The sequence below is a fragment of the Neobacillus sp. NPDC097160 genome (assembly GCF_044762155.1).
Classification (GTDB): Bacteria; Bacillota; Bacilli; order Bacillales; family Cytobacillaceae; genus Neobacillus.
In genome coordinates this window covers 305154-329373 of the sequence record NZ_JBIWDU010000004.1, presented here as the reverse complement: position 1 = coordinate 329373, position 24220 = coordinate 305154, and the positions used below count along the sequence as shown (strand labels likewise).

Genomic DNA, 24220 nt, shown 5'->3' with positions numbered 1-24220 from the left:
CTAGAGATCCTAGGTTGTAAAGTAACGGTTGAAGCTATAGCCTAATGAAGGACAACATATTTTGTAAATTAAGAGCCCAGATCTTTTTTTTAACGGATTTTAATGGGTCTAGTTTCGTATTGCCTGAAATCCCCCACTGCAGTTTTTATTTTCAAGGATAGTTGAAAAAACAAAAGAACGCCGTTAACTTCATAATAAAAAAACCGCTATATTGTTTTTGATTCAATGTGACAAATCCATTTATAATAACCTAAAACAATCAATAAAAGTATAGGGTCAAAGATTAACGAATGCCCTAAATTCCACCATCCAAAATGAAAGTATCCCCAAGGTTCAGGAAGTAATGCAATTACTTCATAAATTAATATTCCAATTAAAAACAATATAAAGAAAATCACTTTTTTTGTTATCCTCTTATGAAAAGGAAAGAAATTTAAAAATATCATATTAACCGGAGGAACAAGTGCAATATTTGTAGGCAATTCCTTTAAGTCCGCATTTTGAGTAAAATACCAATATCCGTGATACTCCATATCGACATAGAAATCGAAGTTCATTTGAAATGCGATTGTGAACATCCAAATATGAACAATTTGGTTTGGTGTTAGCCTTTTATTTGTAGAAAAAGCGATAAAATTAACAACTATAACAGCAATAAAAAGTCCAAACATCAAACCACTCCTCTTCCACATAATTTCCATTTTATCGGAAAAGGATACAGTTATTAGACCGTCATTTTAATTTACTTACCGATTATTCAAAGAATATATTGTTCAACTAAACTGCCCGTTAGCTTAAGAACCACTGCTACAATCCGTCTTGAACTTAAACCTGGTTAGTAAAAAACATTTATTTAATACCAATCCTTAAAAAACACCCAATTTCCATTGTCTAGTGTAAAGATAGTTTTGCACTGCTTACATCTTAAAATAACCCCTGATGGATAATTAGGATTATCAACTACTACTTTTGTCGTGCATTTTTCGTAACCACACTTGGGACATTTTTGTCTCATATCTTTACTAACTTTCATCCAATTTTCTCCTATAAATTTATACAGTTTGTAAATCAATCTATCACATAAATATTCGATACATTAATGCCTTATCCTTCATCAAGTAACCCGCCAAGTTACTTCAATACGAAAAAAGGACCGCGGCTGTTACGATCCTACTTAAACTCTTGCTCCCTATAGCTTAAGTACAATTTTTCACAAACTCGCTTACAAATTTGAGCTATTCTTATAATTTAGGCATTGTAATAAATCATTTTTTCCAATAGGCTTTTGCTTCTTCCTCAAGCACCTTTAATCTTTTGTAGTAATCAGGAAACTCGTTAAGATGAGCTAAGGCAATTTTCCCCGTTATAATAGGATCATCACCAGTTACATTTGTTTGGCTGGATATTTTTCCATGGTGTGGCTTTTATGACCGATCAACACCCGCTGATTTGGATATTTACAAAATCTTTTCTTATTAAACGCAAGTAAACGATTGAATTTGTCTTAGGCTTATTCCGTAATGAACCCATCTAGAACCAGTCCAACGATACCCTGAGACAGAGTGTCGACCAATAAATGTTGGATAAAACCAGAATTGTTCACGACCTCTAAGCCATACATACGTGTATCTGTGTAAACAACTTATCATACTGCCTGGGTCTACCGCATACACTCCTGCTTGGTGTGTCTGTTGAGGAACAGCAGATGGCGGTGGTGATGTTGGTGGTCTAGGCTCCAGATCTTGCCCAGGAGGTGCAGATGGAGGTTGATGCCCACCAAATTGTCTTCTATCAAGTGTTGAATGGTAATAATCCATTTCTTGGTATGGTAACGAATATATATAAGCTTCCCGACTAAATGGACGGTTATAATACAGAGATAATTGGCTAGGATACATAAAAATACACTCCTTAACTATTTAATTTCACATTATCCTATTCTGTAGTTATTTACCTATAAACTTGTTCTCTCCAAAATGTGTATTAACCTATAAATCCTGATTTTTTTTGATGTGTGAAACTGTTGAAGGTGACTTTGACCATACGGAACATACAATAACAGATGATAATCTTAACGAAAGTTCATAACTTCACATTTAAACAGTCAATCTATAAACACCTCAGGTATTCTTATTAGATTTGTAGCTTAAATAGATTCCCTGCTACTTCCACTATCCTGTCCCGGTAGCTCAACGGACCAATCTGAGAGTGAACACAGCAAGCGACTGTTATTGATAAACAATTGCATTGCTATACATTGATTTCTGTTCTTTTTAAGTATTTTCCTGTTGAGCATTTGTTTTAAAAAATAATTTCATCATTGGTGGAGTAACAATAGTTGTCACAAGTACCACAACAACGATAACTGCAAACATTTTTTTGCTAAGAAGTGTAGTTTCTAAACCAATAGCTGCAATAATTAATGCCACTTCACCACGAGAAACCATCGCTGAACCGATCCCCAACGAACTATTCCAACCAAATCCAGCAGCTTTCGCACCAATGGCAGATCCGATAAGTTTTGTTAAAATTGCCAAAATACTAAGAACAATGATAAGAACGATATTCTCCGTAATACCTGCAAACTGTGCAGTAATTCCAATGGAAGAAAAGAATACAGGAACGAAAATTGAATAACTTATTGTTTCAACTTTCTCAAAGACTTCGTGTTTGAAGTTCGTTACACTAATCGCAACACCAGCAATATAAGCACCGATGATTGCAGCAACCCCTGTATATTCCGCTAGATAAGCATACACAAAACAAATTATTAGTGCTGAAGAAATGACTGTTTCTGTTACTTTAAGCAATGAAAACTTCGTTAAAAACCAAGGAACGACTTTCCAGCCAACGAGTATTGCTGCCGCAAAGAAAATTACTTTCTTTAAAATAACAGTAGTTAAATGAACATCTCCACCTGCAAAACTCATTAAAAATGCTAAGGCAATAATAACTACGACATCATCAATCACCGCTGCCCCTAATATTGTTGCACCTTCAGGTGTTTTCAATCGATTCATCTCTTTGAGTGCTTGAACTGAAATACTAACACTGGTTGCAGAAAGCAGTAACCCTAAGAACCAAGATTCCATTGATGATAAGTTTAATACAATTCCAGCAAAGTAACCTAAACCAAGCGGTACAATAATACCTCCAAGTCCAACAAAGGTTGACGCTTTTCCAGTGCGTTTAAATTCATCTATATCTGTTTCCAATCCAGCTATAAACATTAATAATATAACTCCGATTTGACTAAATTCAGCTAATGTTTCTGTTTCATTCACTAATCCAAGAACCGATGGTCCAAGTACAATTCCAATGAGAAGTTTGCCAAGAACAGAAGGCTGACCTAATTTTACACTAAGACTTCCCGCTATTTTTGAAGCAATTAGAATAATAGCTAATTGTAGTATTAACACTTAAATTACCACCTTTCGTTATTATCATTTGTTTTTGTTTGATAAAAATACAAGAAGAGCCTGTTACCAAAGGACATACATATCCCTTGGTGACAGGCTCCTTCAAGAACACTCTTAAGACAAATTAAAAAAGTCGATTCCTTAATCCTAAAGGAGGAATCGACTTTTTTAGGTTGAACTCTGCTTAGCAAACAAAATTCCGAAATGTTGGTGGTAAGCCTTAAAGAAGTTGTTCAATAAACCTGCCTCGTTCGTACAAGTGATAAAGGACTGTCACAGCAACCTTCATCTTTAGTGTAGTTACTCCACAAACAAATACTAACACCTGACATATTTGCGTTTGAAACCAAGCTTTCCTCTATCTATTTCCTTTTGGATATTTTCGGAAGCAAGCAGGATACTGCTTTTTTTCTTGTCTTTCTTAATTTCGACAGGGCCAACTGCCTTTGCGGTTTCAACCGCCTTTTCATGGAGCGGTAAAAAGGAAATCCCGACTGTGTACATAAAATTATTCATAGCGGATTTTGTTCGATCAGGAGAATCGTGAATCGTATTTTCCACCAGGTCAAGCATACCGGCGAGCTTGCTTGCGCTAAATTCAGCGTCCGGGCGATTTCCCAAAAGCCAGCAGTAACAGCTCCAGCCTGCCGACATTCTAAGCTCTTCCCCGCTCGAAATCCATTTATCGGCAATAACTTGTGCAATATCGGTTTCAGCCAAAGTTACTGCTACCACATAATCAGACAGCATATAAAAATACGCCCCATCAATCCAACGCTCAAAATCCGCCTCCGTCATTATCTTTGGATCGGCAATGATGCCGGCAAAATACATGGCATCGTAGTTCCCGGTGGCATAAAGCTGCTCAGCTAAAGGTTGATTTTTCTTGATTTTCTTTGCGAGCGGCTTCATTTTTCCTGTAGCCACGCCATAAAGCGGCTCGTGTGCACCATTGCTTATGTAAGTCTTTTTCAATCGTTCATTGCTAAGCGCTTCCAGCTCCTGCATAACCACTTCGAAATCCATCGTTTTGCACTTCCTTTCTTTATAGAACCATGGGGACGGTTCTGCTGGTTTTCATTTACCTCTAAAAAAGACATGAGAACTGTCCCTGTGGAGTAATTAGGAGATTTCGTGTTTATGTGATACACTTTATTTACCATTTGATTTACTGTTCACATGTTCCCCACTCATTCGTGAGTGGGGTTCCTTGTTTTATGGTATATAAAAAGACAGACTCTAAAAAAGAGCCTGTCTATATCAGACATTGTTATTAAGCTTTACGAACGTTAGTAGCTTGAGGTCCACGTTGACCTTGCTCTACTTCAAAAGTAACTGCTTGACCTTCGTCTAATGATTTGAAACCTTCGCTTTGGATTGCTGAGAAGTGTACGAATACATCGTCTCCAGCTTCGCGTTCGATGAATCCAAAACCTTTTTCTGCGTTAAACCATTTTACTTTACCTTGTTCCATGTGTGTTTCCTCCTGCTGTGTGCTTTTGCACACAATATGTTACTATCCTTGCTACCAGTGATCATTAAGACGAAAAGTTCAAACTAATACTATCCTTTACACCGAACAAAAATAATTCTTCCTTACAATACCATCTTTCGAAAGGGTTTGCAAGTTTAGTACTATGGGGACGGTTCTGCTGGCCTTCACTTACCTCTAAAAAGCTATGAGAACCGTCCCCTTGGATTACGTTTGTGGAACAAGAGATGTAGGTTCTCACACTATCTCATTTAATATCAGTTTTCCAGCCTTTTTGTAGTTGTTTTCGGATGTAAACAATTTGTCCAATATGGTAAGCGTTATGCGTAGAAATATTTCCTAGAACCCCCCACCACTTTACAATCCCTTGGAAACCGTTCACTTCACTTTCTATCTTTTCTTCAGTCAGCAGATCTTGCCAATGGAGTAGAACCTCAAGGAGGCACTCTTTTAAGTCAGCAAATCTTTTATTTTCCGGAACAAAAAAGCTTTTATTATTATCAATAGATGCAACAGCGTTCACATGTGATTTTTCGTACCTTTTTTGCCATGTCTCATTCCAGTAAAGTAGATGATGTACAATTTCAGCAATACTGTTACTTTCATCGTTGGGTTTCCAAAACGCTTCTTCCTCTGACAAGTTTGCTACTGATTCCGAAAATGGAACGTAAAAGCTGGGGTCGTTCGCATTCGCTAACAACTGGTCGACCAAAACATCTTTAGCGTGAGTCATATCAACCACACTCCCTTTTAAATTTATCCTTTCTATTTCGATTCTCTTTTGAATTCTCCTGCTATATTATAGCGATAGGTAAGTTTTTGAAGTTATCGCCAGCTTTTCCCCCACTTCACAGAGTACAGGCGAGTTTCCCAGCATACGGCGTTCCAACTAATCCAATTCATTCAATATTTATATATATATGCAAAGATGAAATATAGAATCAGATAGCTTCGTTCAGACATTGCTTGCGCATTTTATTAACTTATGTGAGTTGCTTTTCATTTAACTTGAGTGAGTTCAAAAGCACTTGTATTTTCTCTTGATCTCTCAAATGAATGCCATGGGGACGGTTCTGCTGGTTTTCACTTACCCCTAAAAAAGCCATGAGAACCGTCACCGTGGAATTCCCCTTGGAATTCTGGCTAACCTTCTAGACTAATATTATAATAGTTTCTAATTCCTGGAATGTACGTCGAGAAATATTTGATTGTTTTTAAAAAATGCTTCATATTTCCTAGGTTAATTAATTTCACTTTTATAGAAACTTCGTTGTTAAACGTAATTAAAGACTGCGTTTCATCTACATCAATAATGTCTCGGTATTTATATATATTCGTCTCCCTCCACCCCAGAGGATGTTTTGTATACCAAATTAGCCGTTTATCCGTTGCAATTAATGTACCGAACTTATAGTTAACACCTGCAAGTTCTTGGAGTTCAAACGTTGCAGTAATACTCGAATATTTTTGCTCATCAGGCGAAAGTAAGGAATTAATAAAGTGATCCATGCAGCCCACTCCTTGACCGAAATGTATTTTAAAACTCTTCAATCAAAGTTTTAATTTATGAAAACATTCTCAGGTCAAGGATTTTTTTAGCTAATAAGAAATTCAACTACCCCTCTGTCTTCGTCCTAACGGACTCGCCAATCGGCGAGTTTTCATTTAACCCAAAGTGGAAACGGTATTTCGTTCTACTAATTTAAATGGAATTTTAAGATTCTTATTTGTACCGTTATAGAACTGCATGAATGCTTGCTCACCAATTTCTTTTATATTTAAGTCCAATGTAGTCAGGTCTAAGGCTTCTGATATTGGTTGGTTATCAACCCCCATAATGGATAACTCAGCAGGTACTTTTAGCCCCATCATTTTTGCCTGTGTGATCATCCCCGCAGCTACCTCATCCCCATTTGCTAAAATCGCAGTGGGAATTTCCTTTGAAGTTTGTAAATCCTTAATGATTCTTTTCCCATCATTCATCGTGTAGCAGTCGGTGAATATCCAAGACTCTTGTATAGATTGGTTGACTTTGGAGAGGGCTGCTTTAAACGCAGCATAACGCATTTCACTACTGAAGCTATGTTCTCTCCCAGTACTATAGCCAATATTTCTATGCCCTTTTTTTATGAGATAATCTAAACTTGCCAAAAACGATTCATACCAGTCCGTATATACACAAGGTAAAGGTTCAAAACGTTCGCAAGCTATAATCGGACCATACTTGGTATAAGGAATGATGGTTTCCCTGTTATTCGAATGAGAACAGATGATTAGACCGTCTAATTGTTTTCTTTTTAACATATGGAGGTATTTTAATTCTTCAGCCTGATCATAATTTGTAGCACAGCAAAGGACCGAATAATTATGCTTAAAAGCATTCTCCATAATTCCACCTACTATCGATTGGAAGTAAGGATGGTCAATATATGGAATTATGACACCTACTGTAAGGGTCTTACCTTTAACAAGATGAACAGCATTTAGATTTTGCTGAAAATTTAATTCTTCTATAATTTTTTCAACCTTTTTTCTTTTTTCTTCACTTACATAAGGGTGGTTATTTAAAACTCTAGAAACAGTTGAAATTGACACTCCAGCTAATTTTGCAATGTACTTAATATTAGCCATGCAGACTCTCCAATCCAATAATAGTGAACCGTGGGGACGGTTTTTAAAAAAGCGACTGCACATTGTTCCACAATCGCGCCCGATTTGGAACAAGATAAAACTTATTTCTCATTCTGCCTTTTTAACATAAGTAAGGAATAAGTCCGACAACATGATACCTTTTTTATATTCAATATAACTTTTGCTAACAGCACAGGCAATTTAGATCATTGGAATTGATCTCGTTATTTTTCTTCTTCAGAATAATCATTTTCTTGTTTAAATTGCTCTATTCGTTTTTTTCCCCATTCATACATCATCTCAACGATTGGTAATAACGTCATCCCAAGTTCAGTCATTGAATATTCAACTTTCGGAGGAATTTCTGGAAACACTTCTCTATGAACAATTCCATCTTCCATCAGTTCACGTAATTGATTTGTTAATATCTTATGAGATATTTTCGGAAAAAGTCTTTGAAGTTCGCTGAAGCGATGTGGTCCTTCTACACCTAAATGCCACAAAATAACAACTTTCCATTTCCCACTAATAATCGATAAGGTAAGTTCTTTTTCACAATGATAATCATGATTTAATATTCTCTCTAGTATCTCTTCTCTTAATTTATCCGACACGGAGCTAACTCCCTTTCATCTATTAAGTAACCTTTTGGTAACCTCCGCACAAAAAAGTGCATTCTTCACAATGTAGAAAAACATAAGTAGAATGAAGTTATTCTTAAAGACAAATCTTTATCTATTTTAGGCGATAAACATTTATGAGTAAAACAGCGTTAATAATTATATCACCAGAACTATTTTATTAAACTCACCTTACTTACTACACTTTATTTCGTCTAAAATAAAACTATCTCATCTAAAGGAGCAAAAAAGATGCAAACAATCGTAGGAAAAGTAGCGTTAATTACAGGAGCAGGGCGTGGAATTGGACGTGCAACGGCAATTGCTTTTGCGCGAGAAGGTATTCACGTAGGTCTTGTTGGACGTACGCTTGAAAATTTACAACAAGTAGCTGAGGAACTTAAACAATATGATGTAAAGGTAGCATACGCTTGCGCAAATGTAGCGGATTTAGACTCTATCACCACAGCTGTTGAATCAATTCGTGGCGAGCTTGGTGCCATCGATATTTTAGTAAACAATGCCGGCATTTCAAAATTCGGTAACTTCATGGACTTATCGCCTGAAGAATGGACAAATATTATCGATGTCAACGTTAAAGGTGTGTACTACACAACACGTGCGGTATTACCGGAAATGCTCGAGCGCAACACAGGCGACATCATTAATATCTCATCAACAGCTGGTCAAAAAGGTGCACCAATTACAAGTGCGTACTCGGCTTCAAAGGCTGCAGTGATCGGACTAAGTGAGTCATTAATGCTTGAAGTGCGTAAGAAAAATATTCGCGTGACAACATTAACGCCGAGTACGGTGGCAACAGATATGGCTGTTGAGCTAAACTTAACAGACGGCAATCCAGAAAAAGTGATGCAAGCAGAAGATTTAGCAGAATTAATGGTTGCACAGCTAAGACTTCATCCGCGTGTGGTATTAAAACATGCTGGACTTTGGTCAACGAACCCTTAATAGAACTTTTGGAAAAATCAAGGCGAGCCGCTATCCGATGTATTTTGGATGGCGCCTTCCTTTTTTAGAATAATAAGCACTAAAAGGGGCACTGCCAACTCGTCTATCACATGGCCGGCATCACGAGCATTGGTATTAATGACATTTGTGTAGTAAGAAGAACATTATAAAAAAAGTGTGTTTTTTGTTATAAAAATAAGTATATTTTATTAACCTGAATGTATTTTATTATATATCATAATATACATTCAGGTTTGTATATTATTTTTTTGTAAACTATAATATATAAAACGTTAATAATATTTTACTTTGTATATTTCCATAACATTACAAAGGGAGGCTTAAGATGAATATAGAAACTGATGATCCAAAACAAGTTGTTTTACAAGTTGGAGCAGTACTTAAAAAACTTCGTAAAGAAAAGCATTTGAGTCTTGAAGATCTATCAGAATTATCGGGTGTGAGCAAGCTAACACTTGGAAATATAGAACGCGGAGAAACAAACCCAACAATTGGAGTGTTATGGAAAATCTCGAAAAACTTAAATATACCACTCATGGCTTTATTTTCAACTGAAAACAGTGTGAATCTTTCCCGGGCTGGGAAGGGGTTAAGAATTTCTGGAGATGGGGAAAATTGGGTGATTGAACCGATTTTTCAAAATGCAAATAATGAAATTGAAATGTATCGAGCCTATTTACAACCGAATACCTCATACTATCCAGAAAAACATCACCATAATACGACGGAACTTGCTACAGTCATGTCAGGAACAATTTCAATTAATGTTAATAATGAGTCATACACTTTGAATCAATATGATTCTATTAGTTTTTGTGCGGATGGCACACATTCATATACAAATCATTCCAACGAAGTTGTTGTTCTCCATATTATTTTGAAATATGGGGTCTAATAATCAATTCCTTACTTTCTCCTAGGATTTACACAACGACAAGGAATAACCCTCTATCACTCATATGGATAGGGGGTTATTTCTTGTTATGATTTATTGCTTTGTTAGAAAATCAAAGTCTATATTTAGGGATATAAAATAATGGACAAGTTTATTTTTTTATATTATAGTGTACTTTGTTGCCGATAAAATATATTATATTATACTTTATGTCATTATAATGCTGAAACCATTTCATTATTAAATGATATTGCAAAAAAGGAAATACTATCCAATAGATACTTGGATATCTAAAAAAATTAGGAGGGGAAATAATGAGTAATCAAGATATAAAGTCAAATCCAAATATTCGTAAATCAGCAATTTGGGTGATTATAGTAGGTATCATATTTATTGCATCTAATTTACGGGCTCCTTTAACCTCAGTGGGACCTTTAGTGGGTCTTATTAGATACAATATGCATATTTCAAATACATTAGCAGGTATGATTACCACGTTACCCCTACTAGCTTTTGCACTTTTTTCACCTTTTGTACCTAGATTAGGACGTAAATTTGGAATAGAACTAATTATTCTAATTTCTATCATCTTTCTCACTATTGGTATTATTTTACGTTCCCTGTCAGGAGTTGCTACTTTATATATCGGTACTGCCGTTCTTGGATTGGCAATTTCCATCTGTAATGTAATGTTGCCTAGCCTTATTAAACGAGAGTTTCCCACACGGATTGGCTTAATGACGGGTGTGTATTCCATTTCTATGAACTTATTTGGAGCATTAGCTTCTGGTATTAGTGTTCCAATTGCAGTTGGGTTAGGATTAGGATGGCAAGGTGCACTGGGAATTTGGGGTATTTTAAGTTTTATATCCATTTTATTTTGGTTACCTCAAATGAAACGCCGCAATGGGAACGCATCTATCGTTCATCAAACAGATGACAGTAATGTAAACTTATGGCGTTCCGCACTAGCGTGGCAAGTAACCTTGTTTATGGGCTTACAATCCATGGTGTTTTATGTACTTATCGCATGGCTACCTGAAATTTTAAAACTACAAGGAATAAGTTCAGATCAATCTGGCTGGTTACTCTCCATCATGCAGTTAGCTTTGCTTCCATTTACTTTTATAGTGCCAGTCATCGCGGGACGTATGTCCAGTCAACGTTCAATAGTTACCATTACGTCGATTTTGCTTTTAAGTGGAACGCTTGGACTACTTTACGGAAGTTCGAATTTAATTGTTTTGTGGATCATCATACTTGGAATCGGGGGAGGCTTTGCATTTGGTTTATCCATGATGTTTTTTAGCTTACGTACAGAAAATGCACACCAAGCTGCAGAATTGTCAGGTATGGCTCAATCGGTCGGGTACCTACTTGCTGCTATTGGTCCAATTCTCTTCGGATATCTACATGATGTAACCAATAGCTGGACTATTCCACTTCTAATTTTGGTTGGCGCGTCAGTCTTGCTCTTTATATTTGGTCTAGGTGCAGCTAGAAATCGATATGTTGGATCGTAACTGCCCGCTCTTGTTCAATGGATTGAACAATCACATCGTTCATCTTCTCCAATTGATGATCATCAAGCGTAGGGGGGGGGATTCCCCCTTGTTTATCCCGTTCCTTTAATAATAGTTCTCTACGCTCAGGCAGCATCATTCGACTCGACTATATCTTAATTATTGTACTTACATATCGTTTTGCTGGTGGTACCCCAAGTACAATTCTTCGCAATATCCCTATATAATTTAACATAACCATCCATTTATATTGAAAGTGAGTTACTCAACTATCTGGCCCTTAAATGAAAATGAGCGCTTATCCTTTTTAAAGGATAGCGCCCGATTGCGGAAGATCAAGATAATTATTATGATTGCTACTTTAACTTGTTAAACTAACGCACTCCGATAGTAGAGTATGGTAATCTACGTACCCTCTCAAAATATCTATTCCATATACTTCTTATAATTTAGTTTTAATAAACTTTTAAAATCTAATTCAGCAATTAGAACACTTATTAATAAGAGAAATGCCCCTAAATAACCTCTAGATGTAAGAGTTTCACCCGTGAAAATGAAAGCAAACATGGAGGAAAAAACAGGTTCTAATGTAAAAATAAGACCTGCATGGGTTGGACTGGTATGTTGCTGGGCAATGATTTGAACAATGAAAGCGATCGCCGTACAAAATATACTTAATGCCAAGATTGCAAACCATGACTGATAATTGTCGGGAAGTTTTGGTTTTTCCATAAAAATAGAGAAAATAATACTAAACAGTCCAACAAAACCAAGTTGTAAAACGCCAAGGGAAATGGCATTTACATGCTTAGCCACTGCTCCTGTTATCATGATATGAACTGCATAGAATAAAGCACATAGAATACAAAACAGGTCACCAAAACCTATCTTAAATTGGTTATGTAAGGTTAATAGACCTACGCCTACTATTGATAAAACAATTCCGAAAACAACTTTTTTTTCAGGAGTTTGTTTTAAGAATACAGATGATAATAATGGTATAAATATGACTGTGAGACTAAATAAAAAACCAGCATTCGAGACGGATGTATAGTTCGTACCGAAAGTTGCAAACACATAAACAATAAACAAAATAAACGATAATATAAAAGCATATTTTACAGTTTTAAAATCAATCTTAATTAAGTGCTTGTAAAATACAATCCCTGATAAAAGAAATGCAAGAGTGAAACGTAATGAGATTAAATTATATTCTTGCAGATAGTCGAGACCAATTTTTGTAAGTAAAATCGATCCACCCCAAAAAAATGTAATCATTAGCAGCATTAAATCAGCTCTAAGTTGTAATTTCATCTATTTTCCCTCGTTATTTCTTGAGCTAAATGTCTGGTTTGGTTCAAACTTATATCTCAAAATAGAATTATTTTATTTTAGATATATTCTATATACTTCTTAAATAAACCTGCCATTTAATTAAATAAACAAAAAGCCGGCAATAACAAACCAGCTCTTTAAGTATTGCGCCCTATAATGGAATAACAAGTACGGTCTCGACCTTAAAAACGATTAATTGTTAATCAGCGTTACGGTAACTTTACTTCAGCGAATCCACAAGCTCGTTCAAACGGTCCCAAGTTTCGGTGATTCCCTGCAGCATGCCCATGTCCATGACGGTCTTAAGAGCTTCAGCGGACACATATTCAGCACGGTTTATCAGCTTTGTCTTTCCACCCAAATCGATGAATTCCAATGTGATCTCGGTCGACGGCATGGAGTCATTCACATTGCCTTCGGCATCCGAAAAGTAATCGGTGTAGACGATCTTCTCCGGCTCGATAATCTCCTTATAAACCCCTTTGCCCCAGGCTTCCATACCAAAAAATTGACCTAGGTTCTGATCAACGCACTTCATACAGTAGTGCCAAACGCCTCCCGGACTGAAATCAACGGTGCAGAACGGAATCTCCCAGCCCCTCGGCCCCCACCAGCGTTTCAAATGCTCCGGCTCTTTAAACATCTTAAATACGAGATCACGTGGCGCATCGAAAACGCGCTCCAGTACCAGTACCCGATCGTTCTCTACTCTCGATAGCATTTCATTGTTTGACATTGTAATTCCTCCTTGATCTTGAAATGATGTTATGATTTTTCCTTGTTCTGCAATTCCTTCAAATAATCATCTAGATTGTCGAATCTTTCTTGCATTACGCTCCGGAAGGACTGTATCCAAGAATCCAGCGCTTGGAAGGGTTCGGGCCGGAGCTTGTAGATGCGGCGGTTAGCTTCGGCCTGCACTTCCACAATCCCGTTGTCGCTTAGCACTTTTAGATGCTTCGAAGTTTGCGGCTGCCTCAATCCCAGCTGGTCGGCAATTTCCCCAACGGTCAGGGGACCGTTACGCAAGAGTTCGACGATATTCATACGATTTGGTTCAGACAAAGCGCTAAGCGTCGTCATGTTCACGCCCGGAATCTTCCCTGACATGTTGCTCACCTCGTCAAGTGATGGTCTCCGGTAAAATCACAACTACATCATCACTAGTATTATCATCCTGTTGATTTCATTATACCCAACCAGGAATATTCCTGTCAAGGAATATTAAAAAACTAAAGTGATACCGGATCAGTGCCGAATTCACAGAATCCAATCCTTCATAGGTTGAGTGAAAGTATGTTCTATTCATATCATCCCGATTACTGAACAAAAAAACTTTGTCCATTATCGAAAATTATTTCAAATCCGCATTTTTAATTTTCTGTAATTATGTGGGGCACAGCGATGGTGGTTCCTTGGATATTTTAGAATAACAGAAGAAAGTATAGAAAATGCTACATATATGGGAAGATGTTCGACCCAAGGGGAGGGAATATGTTGTTTAATCAGATAGTAAAAACAGTACCCAATTTATTTACGATTGGAAATTTATTGTGCGGTGTTCTTTCAATTACATCTAATATGAGTGGCTTTTTGGAATTAGCCTCCGTTTTTATTTTCTTTTCGGCTGTATTAGACCTTCTTGATGGAAGGGTTGCTAGAAAATTAAAAGTGAACAGTGAACTTGGCGTAGAATTGGATTCCTTGGCTGATATTGTTAGTTTTGGAGTTGCTCCGGCACTTTTATTCCACTCACTCGCAGCCCCCTCCATTTTAACTTCTTTAGCATTTATCCTTTTCCCAACGATGGGGGCATTAAGATTGGCTAAGTTTAGTGTTAAACCAACCATTGGGTATTTTAAAGGATTACCCATTCCAGCTGCCGGATTGCCCTTGGCTGGTATGGGTTTCTTTTTATATAGCAACGCATGGATAACCCTAATACTTGCCCTCTTAATGGTAAGTCCAATTAGAGTAAAAAAACTTTAATTTTTTTCCCCTTTAAAAAAGCTAGTAACCTTTTCGAAAGAGGTTTATCTTTTTTATTTTATCCATAAACCTTTTGGTTCACTTAAAACAAGATTAAGAATTCATTAACATAGAAAATGAATGCTTTTATCATGATAAATTGTAAGTAGATTTAAAGTTGAAAGATTTCTTACACTTGAGTTTCTTTTTTTTAAAATGGGGGCATTTATATGTCATACTTAATAACTTTATTTGAACAGCACAGTTATCTGATTCTATTTTTGGGAATCTTCCTAGAACTCATGGCTCTACCTATTTCAGGTGAATTTTTAATGAGCTATGCTGGTTATTTTGTATTTCAGGGAAAAATGAATTACCTTTTGGCTCTCCTGACAGTCTTTGTTTCAGGTGGTGCTGGTATTACCGTAACGTATTGGATTGGTAAGGCAGGGGGATATAAACTAATCGAAAAATACGGAAAATATATTCATCTTGGACCTGAAAGATATAAAAAAACAGCAGCTTGGTTTGAACGATCAGGTAGTAAATTGTTGATCTTTGCTTATTTCATTCCTGGTGTTAGGCATTTTACCGGATATGTTTCAGGGATTTCTAGAATGCCGTTCCGCAAATTTATTATACCTGCATATACAGGTTCATTTTTATGGGGAATTTGTTTTATTACTTTAGGAAAAGTTCTGGGACCTCGCTGGGAGGCTTTCCATCAATTAGCAAGTAAATATTTTATGATTTTTATTATTGTTTTTGCGGTATTGTTGGTGGGGTATTTTGCTTATCGGTTTTATAAAATTCCAATTAAAAATTTATTTATTCATTTAATAAAATGGTTAACAAATCGACTAAAGACCATAAGAAAAACAGAAATCTTTCTTATTTTTCTCACTTTAGTTTTAATCGGAATGGTAACCTTGATGCTGGGAATGGCTCAAGACTATTTAGAAAATGAGTTTACGCAGTTTAATGAAATTGCTGAATATATCATCAAATCAGCCGTTTATATGAACTGGATGAAGGGGTTTTTCGTATTTCAATCCCCAATGGCAATGGGTTCCATCATCGCCATAACCATCATCCGGATTTGGAGTAAGGGTCGGAACAGAGTGTTAGAGTATCTCCTACTCATCGTGTCAATTTTAGGAGCAAGGTTGTTCCATGAATCCATTATGCAGATTTTTTCCTATCTCCAATCAATAGGGATCGTAGGGAAATTCCTTTCCGCAAATTTCCCTGATATACATGCTACTATTATAATAATTGTTTATGGTACATGCTTATTCTTACTTGTCCGTCATTCGAAAAATAATTATATATCGATAACACTTCCAGTATTTGGGTTACTATTGTTAATGGGGTTAACGATCGTAAATATTGCATCGACCGACCTACTTCCAAGTGATATTTTGGGTGGATATGTATTTGGCGGTGTCTGGATATTTTTTAACTTCTTGTTGTTTGAAATGTTCCGACTTGTATTGGAAAAGTATTGAATCGAAAATGCCATGGGGACGGTTCTGCTGGTTTTCACTTACCTCTAAAAAAGCCATGAGAACCGTCCCCGTGGTACTTCTACTTATTTATTAATTCTGTCCCATATGAGTTATCTATCGCACAAAGCCATTCCCCTTGTGAATTTTTCTTAAAGACGTATGTTGCTCTTCTTTCCATTGCAAATTCATTATCCTTTTTATCAGCATCAAGCAGCGTTTGGGAAATAACTAACGCAGTGTCGCCGGCCTCTAAAATAATCATTTCCCCCTGTGTCGGTGCAAGGGTATTATTGAAGTATTTTGAAATGGCTATAAATGCTTTTTTGATTTCTTCTTTACCTCGTGCAATCATTCCAGGTTTTACTACCAAAATTGCGTCCTCGGTATAGTAGTTCATTAATGTATCAAAATCCTCCCGCTTGATTGCACTGTCACACTTCTTTATAAACTCTTTCAATTCGTGTTCCATAAAAAATCCTCCTTTACCACTAAATATATCATATGGATAAATTTTACTATATTAATTTAAATCAGAGACTTAAATTATACAAATATATAGATGGGAGAACCATGGGGACGGTTCTGCTGGCTTTCACTTACCTCTAAAAAAGCCATGAGAACCGTCCCCGTGGAGCAGAATCAAAGAACAGCTAAACCTTGCGACCCAAAGTATGGGAAGTTAGTCCAGGAAGCAACCTGCAATCTTACTAGATTACCATCATCTTGGATATTAAATACTGACACTGTACCCTGATTTCCGTTTAGGGTGTAAAAATGCAGTCCATCTTTACTCACTCCAACATCCATCGGAAGACCTGGTGTTGTACCTGGCGGTGTACTGGTAATATGCCTTACCACCGACAGAGCTCCATTGGGATCAATTCGGTAGGTGGAGATGGTGCCGCTTAAGGTGTTGGTAGTGTATGCAAAACGTTCATCCCTCGTTGTTACAACCCAACAAGCAGTCTGATATCCGTTTGGTACAGAGCCGCTAATCACATGAAGGATACCGTCGTTGCTCAATGAATAAGATGAAAGCGCATTTGAAACTGCTTCTGTAACTAAGAGAATTCCAGACGATAGAAAATATACGCCCAATGGTCCTTGACCGTAAGAATCATTAACGATTGGTCCTGTAACCGTACCATTTTTATTTACAGGGAATACACTAAGATGGTTTGATGTAAGCTCGGAGACAACGATTTTACTGCCATCCGGAGTGAAGAGAACCTGCGCCGGCTGAGCATTGAAAGTACTGAGAGAATGGGTAGATCCGGGAATAGGAGTAAGACGTCCGTTATCATCGATGTGAAAGCCAGTAATATTGGATGAAAAATTGTTTGCGGCATTACCTACATTGGAGACATAGAGAAGATTACCAAACACATCTACGCTATTGGGCTGAGCACCCCCTGATGGCTTTACATCGACGAAAACAGGTGCTCCGCTGTCGGTTATGATGAAACTACTGATACTATGACTGCCTGCATTAACTGCAAGTAGGAAACGTCCATCACGGGACAAAGTTAGGGCGCCTTGTGACGCTAAGGGGTCGACGCCATCGTTTGCAGTTGCAGTGGAGACTTCCTTTGTACCAGTACCTCTTCCATAAGTTGGGTGGGCTCCTACGAAGGTAAGAATTCCATTCATGTCCCTGTAAAAGGCAATAATTTGATTCATTATTTCGTTATTGGTCATCATGTACACCATACTTACACGCGCACGAAAATAATTGTTCATTAACTGCATTTTATCACTCCCCCCTTTTAATCATTTTATATTCTTCTTTTGCCATTTAAATTCCCCACATGGATGTAAATTGTTCTACAAACAGAGCTGGATTAACATCACTTTTCCCGCTAACCTGCATGTTACCGAAATGAATATCCCCATAACTAAAGTTAGGGGTTTCGAAAGATTAGGCTTTTAAAGCACCATTGTCTTTACGTGGGCTACCACAAGTCCCGCTAATACATCAGGCCAAGGCCTTCAGCTTTGCATGTTTTTTCTCAATGATGATGATTTTCTTGGGGGCTTGAAGGAACTGTTTTCTTTCAAGTCCTTCAAAGGCATCCTTTACATATTTTCGAACTATATTAAAGGCTCCATTTACATCTGCATGAATGAGCACTTTTGACCCTTTTATTTTGTAAAATGCTCTGCTACTCCGATACCCACTAAAATTAGGTAGATGATCATCCCCGAAAGTTGGAATGGGATCACGATCCAAGAAACTAGACTTGGAGGTGTAGCTTTCTTCCCGGTCGATGACTTGAATCCCTTTACGTTCAGCCTTGTATCGAATCATTTCAATGAAGGTCGCATACGGAATTTGGATGAAGGTCTGCTTGTTGGACTTTTTCATTTTAACCTCCAATTTCCAACCGGCATTTCTTCCTATGATGATGGTATCAATGGTTCTTTCTAAGGCAATTTCCACTACTTTTACGCTTGCCTTATGTAAAAAATCCATAACGCGATTATTCCTTTTTCGATCCAAGGAAATCAATCGGTTCGTGGTAAATATCCCTTCTTTTGGGCTTTTCCCATTTCTAATAATGCACATGTATTTGCCTCTTAATTTGTTATAGTATTGATTGGTTGATTTTAACCCTGTGCCCTTGATAAGCAGAGGCTTATGCCCCGTGTTATCGATGATAGTTGCAAGGTTATCTACGCCTAAGTCAATACCCATTACCCGTCTTGGCGGAAAAACAAATTCATTTTTTTGTTTATCGGTTCTTTTGATCTCTTTTTCTTGTTCACTCTTAAAAACGATTTCAATTACATAGCGACCATAGGACGGTACAACCCGAACCTGTTGTAATTTCCCTTCAGAATGGGCGATCTTTCCCAAACATAATTGAATATGGGTTTCTGGTAATTTCAATATCCCATCTTTTACTTTAGTAATTTGATTCGTTAAATAGCAGGTTGTTCGGCCATTCTTCGGTTTATATTTTGGAATCTTCGGCTTTCCGGAAAAACTGGCAGGATTGATTTTATATTTCTTGGAGGCTTCAAAATAGCTTTTCCAATCATCATATACTTTCTTCATCGTTTGTTGATTGGACTGAGAGGACATTGAGGTGTAATCGATCTGTTTCATGATCTTAAATAACGCTTCTACAAAGGCATAGCTTATGAATGATTTCTCTTGGGTTGGCATTTCAAAGAGCTTTAACTTTGGTTCAATTATTTTGCCCCTTTTGTCTACTTTCTTAGGTTTCGCTTTTGCCCTTTTATAACTATTCAGTCGAATTTCATTCATTTGAGGTAAATAGCTTTCAATATCCATTAACACTTGAAGTTGATTATCACTTTTTATTTCTTTTCTTAATGCTGTGTAAACCTGACGAATATAGTAATTGGTGATGTTGTACAAATTTTTCGCCTTAAAACAAAGTAAATCGCAGTAATTGAACAGCTCATGTTGAGGATGAATTTGTATTTTATAGGTACTATACATAGTCTTCACCTCCTCTTTTCGGGGAACTAATGTTCTATTTATATTTTAATTATAGCAGAGATTATACTTAATAGTATAGCGAGAACACATGACTTTCTTGTAAAAAATCAACAAAAATACAGCTTATATCCCCATATCTAAAGCTAGGGGTTTTACGCTGCCTTTCGATAAAAAAGAGATTGCCGCAGCAGTCCCACTCTTAAACTCTTGCACCTTATAGTTTAAGTGCAATATTTCACATTTTTTTAATGGCTCTGTTAAATGATAATGTTGAAATAAATTACCTACTTTAAGAGAGTGTAACAAATTTCTTTCACCCAACTATGTTGATGCTCCCAACATTCCCACACATCCAACATCCACTTTTGAATCATTTTGTCACGACTTTCCCCTGGTTGTTAGTTCAAAACATCAAACACAGTCAAAGAATAGACTGATTTATCGGGTGGCTGTAATTCCTTCCAATTATATTTTTGACGACTGAGAAGCGTATGTACACGCTGAACTTGTCTCCCGTTAAACCCTTTCTCGACTGCATAATATAAACCAATTAACGAGAAAGCCGTGGTAATTGGTTTCATACCATTGCCTGAATGTTGTGTAGAGTAGGCATCAATAGAGTGTTGATGAATAAAATCAATATCCTGTTTGCCGATTGTATAACAACTTAAGTCGCTGTATTTTTGATAACACTCACCTGAAGCATTGTAATTCCCTAATAAAGTGAAATGACGATTAATTAACTTTATTCCACATCCCGGACACTCCACTATTTTTTCATTTGTATTTTCCACATTGACACCTCCGATCTAAGGTTAATACTTAATCCTGTCTATGGAAACCTTCTAAAATAATATTGATATTATGGATAGGCAAATACAAATAACCGAACAAGCGAAAAAGATTATAGCTATTCCAAAATTCTTCCTAAATTTAATACCATAAGCACAAAAGAAGATAGCCGCTGCTAATTTGGAGCAACTTTGCAAATAAGCATGATTTGAAAAAAATGAACTGCTTAAAATAACTGAAGCAAGGAAAGTAATCGAGATTAGTATTTTGAACCACCAAGGTTCATTCAGAAAACCTTTAATCATGGATTTTATCCTTTGCATTAGGGTATAGCTCCCTTCAACCAATTAATTCGATGTAAGATATTTATCTTTAAAAATTGGACTTAGTTCACTCCACACATCGAATTTATTACCATCTAAATCATAAAAGACAAAATTCCTCCCAGCGTGTCCCCTATTTTCAATCTCTCCCACTCTAATTCCATTTTCCCTAAAGTTTCTATGGATTGCTTCTAAAGCCTTTACCCCATTGACTTCAAAAGTTAAAGAAAACCGTTCTTCGCCGTATATATCAATGAAATTGGAACTTTGTTTTTCATTGGATTTAACAAGAAAGATGCTTTGATTTGCAAAATTTAAAATCGCTTTGTCTTCATCTTTATAGCTTAGCTCTGCACCTAATTTATTTACATACCATTCAGCCGAAAGTTCCACATTCGTTACAGGAATATATGTTGTTCCAACCCTCAATAATTTCTCACTCATTTTTTACATCTCCTTTCCAATCTTAGATTAATAAATGACATGAAGGAATCTTCAATCACTTTGATTTTCCTGACAGCTTTATTCTTTAAACCTAAAAAGAACTATTCTGCTTATTTTCGTTTAAATCCTTCTTTTGCACCCTCATAGTCAGAATCAGTTCCTTCCGACAGTCGGGTTCTTTTTTATTTTTGTTGGGCACAGGTCCACGGGGACGGTTCGGTTGCACTAACCTATTTAAAAACCATGGGGACCTTCCCCGTGTTGTTGGGATTAAAGTAGCTTTCGGGCTAAGGGGGTATTTTTTCGAGGGGCCTATGGTCGCTTACATTGATTCGCTGATAAAATTGAAAATTCGCTAATAAAGTGGTTAAATTCGCTGATATAATCGTAGATTCGCTGATAAACTTACAAAAATCGCTGATAAATCTGATTAACTTTCTAACTCGATGTAATTTTGCACCCCATTAATGATTTTTTAGAAGCTTGAACATGGGATTTTGCAAGTTCGTGTCCCTATTGCCTCTAGTACCATGGGCTTTATCTTAAGGTATTGGCGTAATTCATTGCATTTACAACATATTCCGTTTTAATGGAGTTCCACATAGGGAAATTTCGACAGATTTTTTCCTCATAAATGAAATAAAAGACTTACTTATCAAGCGATCCGGCATTTTTAATCAAACGTTTAATTGATGTTGAAATAAGGGATACAGCGGCGAACAGTGTAAGTTTCAAAAGATGGAATCATTTTCTGGGGAATATTGTTGTTTTTTCGGTTAAAATTATCGACAGGAAATTTCTCTTATTTAAAAGGAAACCCCCTTTACATCAGTGTTTATATGATTTTCAAACAAACAATTGGTTAGTTTTTTTTATAAAGAAAATGGTCGATGGTTGTCCTTTTTGGGTGGAAAGTTAATTTTTTTGAACTCTTCTAGAACTATCGATAGTTTCCTTTAAGTGAATTTCGCTCAAATCCTCGGGATACACCGAGTGTCTTTTTGTAAATAATAAGATTGTTAAACCATAAATGGAGGAGGATTTGTATGCAACAGGAGCAACAAGCTAAAGAGAATTTGAGTTCTATTATGAAGCCGGAATTTGCCGGTACTGATGCACAAAAAGTAAAACAAGAAATTCAAAAGGATGTAAGTGAAGGACAAGGTGCCATGACTTCCCGGGAGGCAGGCGCAATGCGCGATTAAAAAAACTTAGCTGAAGGTTAATTGAACAATCCTTATTTTTATTGAGCTGTCCTGCCCCGTAAGCTCAAAAAAAAAAGCGGAAGACAATCGTACATTCTTCCGCTTTGAGCACTCAGTTTTTGATTACACCAATTACATAGCCTTCATATAGATGTTGAACATCATTTCCCCAATTAAGACCGACATTCGCCAATAACTCAACGTTTTCGGTTGGAAACTTCCCTGACCTCGAACCGGAATTAATCATTTCCGTTTCAATTTTCTTTGGCTGCGGATCATATACTGCTTCCGTTTTATTGACTTTGGTAATTAAACATGTAATAGGGTCAATTTCTACAAACATTTTTAGGAGAATCTTAGCCTTTTTTGTTTGAACTTCACGGAAAACTAGCTTTTCTTTATCGTGACCTATTGATTCACCGTAAGTGTACAACGCTTTCCCTGTTTCTTTGTCCTTGATGTCAACAAAGATGTACTTGTCTGTTGTTCTCTTCGTGATTTTTACATCTTGTTTTTGATAAGGAATCTCCACATAAAGATCGTTTAGTGCCACTTGGTGAACAGTTAAACCCGGAGGATCTATATATTTGGATACAATACCTGGTTCTGATTGAGTACTGTGTTTTGGTATACTCCCATTCTTATCAGCAAATTGATTAAAGCTCAGAACAGATAGTATGATTAGTGCCGCAATTGTTACCTATTGTTTGTTTTCACTTACCCAAAAAAAGCCATGAGAACCGTCCCCTTGGACTCCTTGATATTAGAATAGCTATATTTTTATATATTCCATGCTTGTCCCTTTCAGATTTAACCACCAATACATAATATGTACAGACTCTTATAAAAGGTGGTGATAAACTATGGAAGAAAGACATCGTGAACATAATAACTTCGCTTTAGTCGTTGTTCTTTTCGTCCTTTTAATCATTGTTGGAACATCCTTTATGCTAGGTGGGTATTAATTTCACGACTCCACAGATCCTGTTCTAAACCAAGGGAAGTAAAATAAAAGTAAGCTTACTGCCTTGGTAAGTCAGGGCTTTTAAATCCCAACGGAAATCATGGGATTTTTTATGCATGGAAAAAGCGCCCAGCATTTCTGAGCGCTTTTTTCCATAACAATATCAGAAAGAATATGGGGTCAAGCATGATTGTTTTGTCCATTATCTATTTAATTTACTTTTAATGAGCACTTGTCCCATTCAGTTTTATTCTGAGTGCATATGATATAACTACCACCGCCAGCAACACCCAGCTTATAGAAATACCTCCAAAGAAGAGGCGTTTGCATGTATTGCAGACGCTTCTTTTCATTTTTAGAAATTATTTAAGAAAATCGCTAAATTTGTCCTAACACGAAGATGTTTGTCCAATCAACCCTTGTCTTAAGAAAATATATATACATAGTAGGGTTGTTTTTCCTATGAATAATCCAGTAGGTGGTGAAAAACATGTGGGGATCATGTGGATACGACGGCGGTTATGGCTACGGCGGTGGCTATGGTGGCGGTTCAACTTTTGTTTTAATCGTTGTGTTGTTCATTCTGTTGATCATCGTACTGTCCACTATTTAATATACCAAACAGTATGATTGATTTAGGCT

At 36.7% G+C, this 24220-nt stretch carries 28 protein-coding genes; 8 read left to right on the top strand and 20 right to left on the bottom strand.

Annotated elements, in window-relative coordinates:
- Nucleotides 1-206: 206 nt before the first annotated feature.
- From ACIQXV_RS08270 to ACIQXV_RS08230, 9 genes are all read right to left on the bottom strand, one after another.
- On the bottom strand, nucleotides 207-671 hold the full coding sequence (locus ACIQXV_RS08270) for a hypothetical protein (RefSeq protein WP_402957708.1): 465 nt from the start codon (nucleotides 669-671) through the stop codon (nucleotides 207-209).
- 594 nt (nucleotides 672-1265) lie between these two features.
- Nucleotides 1266-1406: a DUF5661 family protein gene (locus ACIQXV_RS08265; RefSeq protein ID WP_402957740.1), complete on the bottom strand. Its 141-nt coding sequence runs from the start codon at nucleotides 1404-1406 to the stop codon at nucleotides 1266-1268.
- 867 nt (nucleotides 1407-2273) lie between these two features.
- Nucleotides 2274-3419 carry a cation:proton antiporter gene (locus tag ACIQXV_RS08260; RefSeq protein WP_402957706.1) on the bottom strand — a complete coding sequence of 382 codons (1146 nt, stop codon included), beginning with the start codon at nucleotides 3417-3419 and terminating at the stop codon, nucleotides 2274-2276.
- Between the two features lie 318 nt (nucleotides 3420-3737).
- Nucleotides 3738-4445, bottom strand: coding sequence for a DNA alkylation repair protein (locus ACIQXV_RS08255; protein WP_402957704.1), 708 nt, complete (start codon nucleotides 4443-4445; stop codon nucleotides 3738-3740).
- A 247-nt stretch (nucleotides 4446-4692) separates the two neighbouring features.
- Nucleotides 4693-4893, bottom strand: coding sequence for a cold-shock protein (locus tag ACIQXV_RS08250; RefSeq protein ID WP_007083691.1), 201 nt, complete (start codon nucleotides 4891-4893; stop codon nucleotides 4693-4695).
- Between the two features lie 265 nt (nucleotides 4894-5158).
- Entirely contained in the window at nucleotides 5159-5644 is a 486-nt protein-coding gene (locus ACIQXV_RS08245; RefSeq protein WP_402957699.1) for a DinB family protein, read from the bottom strand.
- Nucleotides 5645-6054: 410 nt separating this feature from the next.
- On the bottom strand, nucleotides 6055-6420 hold the full coding sequence (locus ACIQXV_RS08240; RefSeq protein ID WP_402957698.1) for a PH domain-containing protein: 366 nt from the start codon (nucleotides 6418-6420) through the stop codon (nucleotides 6055-6057).
- 156 nt (nucleotides 6421-6576) lie between these two features.
- Entirely contained in the window at nucleotides 6577-7542 is a 966-nt protein-coding gene (locus ACIQXV_RS08235; protein ID WP_402957696.1) for a LacI family DNA-binding transcriptional regulator, read from the bottom strand.
- Nucleotides 7543-7766: 224 nt separating this feature from the next.
- Nucleotides 7767-8156 carry a winged helix-turn-helix transcriptional regulator gene (locus ACIQXV_RS08230; protein ID WP_402957694.1) on the bottom strand — a complete coding sequence of 130 codons (390 nt, stop codon included), beginning with the start codon at nucleotides 8154-8156 and terminating at the stop codon, nucleotides 7767-7769.
- A 258-nt stretch (nucleotides 8157-8414) separates the two neighbouring features.
- Between ACIQXV_RS08230 and ACIQXV_RS08225 the strand changes: the two genes are divergently transcribed.
- The 3 genes from ACIQXV_RS08225 to ACIQXV_RS08215 all read left to right on the top strand — a co-directional run bounded on the left by ACIQXV_RS08225 (nucleotide 8415) and on the right by ACIQXV_RS08215 (nucleotide 11570).
- Nucleotides 8415-9131 (top strand): 3-ketoacyl-ACP reductase, encoded by a 717-nt coding sequence (locus ACIQXV_RS08225; RefSeq protein ID WP_402957693.1) that lies wholly within the window; start codon nucleotides 8415-8417, stop codon nucleotides 9129-9131.
- 346 nt (nucleotides 9132-9477) lie between these two features.
- Nucleotides 9478-10047 carry a helix-turn-helix domain-containing protein gene (locus ACIQXV_RS08220; RefSeq protein ID WP_402957692.1) on the top strand — a complete coding sequence of 190 codons (570 nt, stop codon included), beginning with the start codon at nucleotides 9478-9480 and terminating at the stop codon, nucleotides 10045-10047.
- Between the two features lie 314 nt (nucleotides 10048-10361).
- On the top strand, nucleotides 10362-11570 hold the full coding sequence (locus ACIQXV_RS08215; protein ID WP_402957691.1) for a CynX/NimT family MFS transporter: 1209 nt from the start codon (nucleotides 10362-10364) through the stop codon (nucleotides 11568-11570).
- Here ACIQXV_RS08215 and ACIQXV_RS08210 read toward each other — a convergent pair.
- The 4 genes from ACIQXV_RS08210 to ACIQXV_RS08195 form a co-directional block, all read right to left on the bottom strand.
- Nucleotides 11545-11709 (bottom strand): YolD-like family protein, encoded by a 165-nt coding sequence (locus ACIQXV_RS08210; protein ID WP_402957690.1) that lies wholly within the window; start codon nucleotides 11707-11709, stop codon nucleotides 11545-11547. The genes ACIQXV_RS08215 and ACIQXV_RS08210 overlap by 26 nt on opposite strands.
- A gap of 287 nt (nucleotides 11710-11996) precedes the next feature.
- Complete coding sequence (locus ACIQXV_RS08205; protein ID WP_402957689.1) at nucleotides 11997-12884, bottom strand: DMT family transporter; 888 nt, start codon at nucleotides 12882-12884, stop codon at nucleotides 11997-11999.
- 241 nt (nucleotides 12885-13125) lie between these two features.
- The gene (locus ACIQXV_RS08200; protein WP_402957688.1) at nucleotides 13126-13641 is read right to left on the bottom strand and encodes an SRPBCC domain-containing protein; all 516 of its coding nucleotides are present in this window, start codon (nucleotides 13639-13641) and stop codon (nucleotides 13126-13128) included.
- Nucleotides 13642-13670: 29 nt separating this feature from the next.
- Nucleotides 13671-14015: an ArsR/SmtB family transcription factor gene (locus ACIQXV_RS08195; RefSeq protein WP_312475722.1), complete on the bottom strand. Its 345-nt coding sequence runs from the start codon at nucleotides 14013-14015 to the stop codon at nucleotides 13671-13673.
- A 387-nt stretch (nucleotides 14016-14402) separates the two neighbouring features.
- On the opposite strand from ACIQXV_RS08195, the gene pssA reads away from it, so the two are divergent.
- Both pssA and ACIQXV_RS08185 read left to right on the top strand, forming a co-directional pair.
- Nucleotides 14403-14894: a CDP-diacylglycerol--serine O-phosphatidyltransferase gene (gene pssA / locus ACIQXV_RS08190; protein ID WP_402957738.1), complete on the top strand. Its 492-nt coding sequence runs from the start codon at nucleotides 14403-14405 to the stop codon at nucleotides 14892-14894.
- A gap of 209 nt (nucleotides 14895-15103) precedes the next feature.
- Complete coding sequence (locus ACIQXV_RS08185) at nucleotides 15104-16381, top strand: VTT domain-containing protein (RefSeq protein WP_402957686.1); 1278 nt, start codon at nucleotides 15104-15106, stop codon at nucleotides 16379-16381.
- A 79-nt stretch (nucleotides 16382-16460) separates the two neighbouring features.
- On the opposite strand, the gene ACIQXV_RS08180 is transcribed toward ACIQXV_RS08185, so the two are convergent.
- From ACIQXV_RS08180 to ACIQXV_RS08155, 6 genes are all read right to left on the bottom strand, one after another.
- A complete protein-coding gene (locus tag ACIQXV_RS08180; protein ID WP_402957684.1) occupies nucleotides 16461-16850 on the bottom strand; it encodes a YybH family protein in 390 nt (129 codons plus the stop codon).
- 170 nt (nucleotides 16851-17020) lie between these two features.
- Nucleotides 17021-18130 (bottom strand): lactonase family protein, encoded by a 1110-nt coding sequence (locus ACIQXV_RS08175; protein WP_402957682.1) that lies wholly within the window; start codon nucleotides 18128-18130, stop codon nucleotides 17021-17023.
- A gap of 226 nt (nucleotides 18131-18356) precedes the next feature.
- Nucleotides 18357-19850, bottom strand: coding sequence for an RNA-guided endonuclease InsQ/TnpB family protein (locus tag ACIQXV_RS08170; protein ID WP_402957680.1), 1494 nt, complete (start codon nucleotides 19848-19850; stop codon nucleotides 18357-18359).
- A 123-nt stretch (nucleotides 19851-19973) separates the two neighbouring features.
- Nucleotides 19974-20171 carry a hypothetical protein gene (locus ACIQXV_RS08165; RefSeq protein ID WP_402957678.1) on the bottom strand — a complete coding sequence of 66 codons (198 nt, stop codon included), beginning with the start codon at nucleotides 20169-20171 and terminating at the stop codon, nucleotides 19974-19976.
- Nucleotides 20172-20248: 77 nt separating this feature from the next.
- Nucleotides 20249-20644 carry a DUF5946 family protein gene (locus tag ACIQXV_RS08160; RefSeq protein WP_402957676.1) on the bottom strand — a complete coding sequence of 132 codons (396 nt, stop codon included), beginning with the start codon at nucleotides 20642-20644 and terminating at the stop codon, nucleotides 20249-20251.
- Between the two features lie 345 nt (nucleotides 20645-20989).
- Nucleotides 20990-21409 (bottom strand): VOC family protein, encoded by a 420-nt coding sequence (locus ACIQXV_RS08155; protein ID WP_402957674.1) that lies wholly within the window; start codon nucleotides 21407-21409, stop codon nucleotides 20990-20992.
- A gap of 1046 nt (nucleotides 21410-22455) precedes the next feature.
- Between ACIQXV_RS08155 and ACIQXV_RS08150 the strand changes: the two genes are divergently transcribed.
- Nucleotides 22456-22614, top strand: coding sequence for a hypothetical protein (locus ACIQXV_RS08150; RefSeq protein ID WP_402957672.1), 159 nt, complete (start codon nucleotides 22456-22458; stop codon nucleotides 22612-22614).
- Nucleotides 22615-22726: 112 nt separating this feature from the next.
- Here the strand turns inward: ACIQXV_RS08150 and ACIQXV_RS08145 are convergent, their stop codons facing one another.
- The gene (locus ACIQXV_RS08145; protein WP_402957670.1) at nucleotides 22727-23167 is read right to left on the bottom strand and encodes a hypothetical protein; all 441 of its coding nucleotides are present in this window, start codon (nucleotides 23165-23167) and stop codon (nucleotides 22727-22729) included.
- A gap of 310 nt (nucleotides 23168-23477) precedes the next feature.
- On the opposite strand from ACIQXV_RS08145, the gene ACIQXV_RS08140 reads away from it, so the two are divergent.
- Entirely contained in the window at nucleotides 23478-23579 is a 102-nt protein-coding gene (locus ACIQXV_RS08140; protein WP_402957668.1) for a YjcZ family sporulation protein, read from the top strand.
- Between the two features lie 489 nt (nucleotides 23580-24068).
- Entirely contained in the window at nucleotides 24069-24191 is a 123-nt protein-coding gene (gene yjcZ, locus ACIQXV_RS08135; RefSeq protein WP_402957666.1) for a sporulation protein YjcZ, read from the top strand.
- Nucleotides 24192-24220: the final 29 nt, after the last annotated feature.

What these genes read in the sequence shown, in the direction of transcription:
- ACIQXV_RS08270 (WP_402957708.1), bottom strand. Translation starts at nt 671, where the DNA reads ATGTTTGGACTTTTTATTGCTGTTATAGTTGTTAATTTTATCGCTTTT.
- ACIQXV_RS08255 (WP_402957704.1), bottom strand. Translation starts at nt 4,445, where the DNA reads ATGGATTTCGAAGTGGTTATGCAGGAGCTGGAAGCGCTTAGCAATGAA.
- ACIQXV_RS08250 (WP_007083691.1), bottom strand. Translation starts at nt 4,893, where the DNA reads ATGGAACAAGGTAAAGTAAAATGGTTTAACGCAGAAAAAGGTTTTGGA.
- ACIQXV_RS08245 (WP_402957699.1), bottom strand. Translation starts at nt 5,644, where the DNA reads ATGACTCACGCTAAAGATGTTTTGGTCGACCAGTTGTTAGCGAATGCG.
- ACIQXV_RS08240 (WP_402957698.1), bottom strand. Translation starts at nt 6,420, where the DNA reads ATGGATCACTTTATTAATTCCTTACTTTCGCCTGATGAGCAAAAATAT.
- ACIQXV_RS08235 (WP_402957696.1), bottom strand. Translation starts at nt 7,542, where the DNA reads ATGGCTAATATTAAGTACATTGCAAAATTAGCTGGAGTGTCAATTTCA.
- ACIQXV_RS08225 (WP_402957693.1), top strand. Translation starts at nt 8,415, where the DNA reads ATGCAAACAATCGTAGGAAAAGTAGCGTTAATTACAGGAGCAGGGCGT.
- ACIQXV_RS08220 (WP_402957692.1), top strand. Translation starts at nt 9,478, where the DNA reads ATGAATATAGAAACTGATGATCCAAAACAAGTTGTTTTACAAGTTGGA.
- ACIQXV_RS08215 (WP_402957691.1), top strand. Translation starts at nt 10,362, where the DNA reads ATGAGTAATCAAGATATAAAGTCAAATCCAAATATTCGTAAATCAGCA.
- ACIQXV_RS08210 (WP_402957690.1), bottom strand. Translation starts at nt 11,709, where the DNA reads ATGATGCTGCCTGAGCGTAGAGAACTATTATTAAAGGAACGGGATAAA.
- ACIQXV_RS08205 (WP_402957689.1), bottom strand. Translation starts at nt 12,884, where the DNA reads ATGAAATTACAACTTAGAGCTGATTTAATGCTGCTAATGATTACATTT.
- ACIQXV_RS08200 (WP_402957688.1), bottom strand. Translation starts at nt 13,641, where the DNA reads ATGTCAAACAATGAAATGCTATCGAGAGTAGAGAACGATCGGGTACTG.
- ACIQXV_RS08195 (WP_312475722.1), bottom strand. Translation starts at nt 14,015, where the DNA reads ATGTCAGGGAAGATTCCGGGCGTGAACATGACGACGCTTAGCGCTTTG.
- ACIQXV_RS08185 (WP_402957686.1), top strand. Translation starts at nt 15,104, where the DNA reads ATGTCATACTTAATAACTTTATTTGAACAGCACAGTTATCTGATTCTA.
- ACIQXV_RS08180 (WP_402957684.1), bottom strand. Translation starts at nt 16,850, where the DNA reads ATGGAACACGAATTGAAAGAGTTTATAAAGAAGTGTGACAGTGCAATC.
- ACIQXV_RS08175 (WP_402957682.1), bottom strand. Translation starts at nt 18,130, where the DNA reads ATGCAGTTAATGAACAATTATTTTCGTGCGCGTGTAAGTATGGTGTAC.
- ACIQXV_RS08170 (WP_402957680.1), bottom strand. Translation starts at nt 19,850, where the DNA reads ATGTATAGTACCTATAAAATACAAATTCATCCTCAACATGAGCTGTTC.
- ACIQXV_RS08155 (WP_402957674.1), bottom strand. Translation starts at nt 21,409, where the DNA reads ATGAGTGAGAAATTATTGAGGGTTGGAACAACATATATTCCTGTAACG.
- ACIQXV_RS08150 (WP_402957672.1), top strand. Translation starts at nt 22,456, where the DNA reads ATGCAACAGGAGCAACAAGCTAAAGAGAATTTGAGTTCTATTATGAAG.
- ACIQXV_RS08140 (WP_402957668.1), top strand. Translation starts at nt 23,478, where the DNA reads ATGGAAGAAAGACATCGTGAACATAATAACTTCGCTTTAGTCGTTGTT.
- yjcZ (WP_402957666.1), top strand. Translation starts at nt 24,069, where the DNA reads ATGTGGGGATCATGTGGATACGACGGCGGTTATGGCTACGGCGGTGGC.